Annotated in this window: 2 protein-coding genes and 1 pseudogene; 1 reads left to right on the forward strand and 2 read right to left on the reverse strand. The window is 39.5% G+C overall.

Annotated features, from left to right (window positions below):
• Nucleotides 1-150: 150 nt before the first annotated feature.
• A complete protein-coding gene (locus IQ229_RS23220; protein WP_194047802.1) occupies nt 151-849 on the forward strand; it encodes a phosphoribosyltransferase in 699 nt (232 codons plus the stop codon).
• A 27-nt stretch (nt 850-876) separates the two neighbouring features.
• Here the strand turns inward: IQ229_RS23220 and IQ229_RS23225 are convergent.
• Both IQ229_RS23225 and IQ229_RS23230 read right to left on the reverse strand, forming a co-directional pair.
• Nucleotides 877-1,978 (reverse strand): annotated as a pseudogene (locus IQ229_RS23225) (tetratricopeptide repeat protein).
• 277 nt (nt 1,979-2,255) lie between these two features.
• Nucleotides 2,256-2,678 (reverse strand): NADAR family protein (locus IQ229_RS23230; RefSeq protein WP_194047806.1); only part of this gene is annotated, 423 nt, incomplete at its 5' end.

Consider the following 2,678-nt stretch of genomic DNA (forward strand, 5'->3'; position numbering starts at 1 on the left):
GTTAAATAGCCTTCTGGCTGGATATTTATCAGAACAATAAACTTTTGCTGAATACTTAATTATTTATACAAATCTTATTGTATCAGTTAATTTGAGACAAAATTCAGTCATGATAAAAGCATTGCTGTCCTAAGATGCTGGGGGAAAACTATGTCACATACCCCACTTTTCGCCGATCGTACCCATGCAGGTGAGTTATTGGCGCGAGTAATTCATGATGTTTTGACTCAGCAAACTATTGATTCTGGGGTAAAGCCTGTACCAATTGTTTATGCTTTGCCAAGAGGGGGTGTACCAGTAGCAGCACCAGTAGCACGTCTTTTGAATTGTCCGTTGACAATTGTTGTGGCAAAAAAGATTAGCCATCCAGAAAACCCAGAGTTAGCAATTGGTGCAGTGACTACTTCGGGAAATGTTCTTTGGGCCGATCAAAAGTTATTTCGCTCTAAACATGATGTGCGGTGGCGAGAAGTGGCTTTAAATAAAGCGATAAACCTTGCTAAGTCTCTTGAGGCTCAATTAATTCCTGCTTGTCCGCAAGTGAATGCAGAGAATGCTACGCTCATCTTAGTTGATGATGGCATTGCTACAGGTATGACAATAGCGGTAGCAGCAACTGCCATGAGAGCGCTTTCTCCAGCAGCAGTTTGGTTATGTACTCCATTAGCACCACAAAAATTGCTACCCTGGTTAGAAGAGTGGGGCGATCGCACAATAGTCTTGGAAACACCCGAACCATTCTGGAGTGTGAGTAATTTTTACGCAGAATTTCCCCAAGTAGATACATTAGAAGTTCTCGTATATCTCCAACAACAAAAGACAATCGGGGGAATTGATTTGTGCGAGTAAATTTGAATTGTTTTTCGGTCTGGCTTCTTAACTATTTGAAGATGTTCCCTGCTGATATTGCATAGCTTTGGCATAATCACCCAAGGCTTCATAAGCGGCTTTCAGACGACTAAGAACTTCTTCTTCACTGCGTCGATCTTTCATACTCCTAGCTAACAACAAACGTTCTTCATGATATGTAATTGCTTTTTTATAGTCACCCAAAGCTTCACAAGCAACTACTAAATTACCTAAAGACTGTTCCTCGATACGCTTATCTGGAATTTGTCTAGCTAATTGCAACCGATCTTCATAATACTTAATGGCTTTGGTATAATCACTTAAAGCATAACAAGCATTGCCCAGATTTTTTAGCACTTGAGAAGCACTGCGAACATTTTTTAAGGAGCGCGATAGTACTACACATTGCTCATAATAGGCGATCGCTTTTTGGTAATTGTTCAAAGCATACCAAGCATTACCTAGATTCTTGAGTACCTGTTCTTCGCCCCAATTATCTTTGAGTTCCCGCACAATCTCTAGACTTTGCTGCTGATACTCAATGGCCTGTGTAAAGTTGCCTAAAGCTTTATACACCAATCCTAGATTATTCAGTGCTGCTACTTGACTGCGTTTGTCTTGAAGTTGCTGCGTTATTCTCAAACATTTTTCTAGAAACTCAATAGCTTTATTATGGTCATTCAGGTGGCGGTATGCATTGCCTAAATGGGAAAGAGATTGCATTTGCAATGCTAAATCTGAAGTGTTATTGAGTAAAGAAAGACACTGTTGGGAATAAGAGATAGCACCCTTGTAGTCTCCAGCGCTGTAAGTTACCAATCCTAAAAAAGAAAGTACCTGTGCCTGTTTTTCTAAATCGCCAACTGCTTGAAACAGCCCCAAGGATTGCTGTAAAGACTTCATAGCCGTTATTAATTCGCCACCTTGCTGCTGTTGAATTCCTTGCCTTAGTAACTTGGACGCTTCTGACAAGTGGTCATCACTTTCTTGTAGAGGTATTATTTCCGCTTGTGAACCAGAGTCAAATTCATGGGTAATTGTATTACGCTTCACTGGTTTTAGGTATGTTATGGGTAATTGCAAGGGAACTGTATTTTTCGATCTAGTTATTCCATTCGCCTTTAGACATCAACTCCTTCCTGTGAAGTCTAGTGCTAAATCTAGTGTTCCCAAAACCAAGATATATCTTTCACCAGCTGGTTTACCACAGCATAAGTTTAGGAAAAATGAGAGTTTATATAGTGATCGCTATAGAATGCTTAATCGAGAATTTTAGATTATTACTCATGAAGAGTAATAACTATATAGCAGTTTTAGATTATTTGCGATCGTCTCTATTTCTTCTTTATTCATATTCTCTATGTCCGGAGTACTTCGATTAAAAAACTTATTTAATAGTTTTATTATCAATATACCCTGTATGTATGGTGCAGAATATCCCGCACCTCCATTAAAATTTTTCCTAGTATATTTTTACCACTCCCATCCGCTCCGCAACCCCAGTAAAAATCGATAGGCGAGTTTTCAACAATTTCTACATTGTTTGTAGAAAGTAAAATATCTCTAATATCTGTATGAGTTTGAAATTTGCACAGCACAGCTTGCCGCATGATGTCATCTTTAACCTGTTCCCAATCTTGGCGTAAGGGACGCGTTCTCTCACGCCCCATTCTTGCTGCATCTTTAGGTGTTTTAACTAGGCGGATTTGTTCTACATGAGGTGTACCCACAAACTTTTGCGCCTGAAAGTAGTGTTCGCTAGTTGACCAATACAATCCATCTAATTCAAAGCCGTGGGACGAAAAGTTAGAGAAACAGCCATACTCTTC

The organism is Nostoc cf. edaphicum LEGE 07299, assembly GCF_015207245.1.
Lineage (GTDB): Bacteria > Cyanobacteriota > Cyanobacteriia > Cyanobacteriales > Nostocaceae > Nostoc > Nostoc edaphicum_B.

Bases quoted from the DNA above. Each gene is read 5' to 3' on its own strand.
- IQ229_RS23220 (WP_194047802.1), top strand. From the start codon at position 151: ATGTCACATACCCCACTTTTCGCCGATCGTACCCATGCAGGTGAGTTA.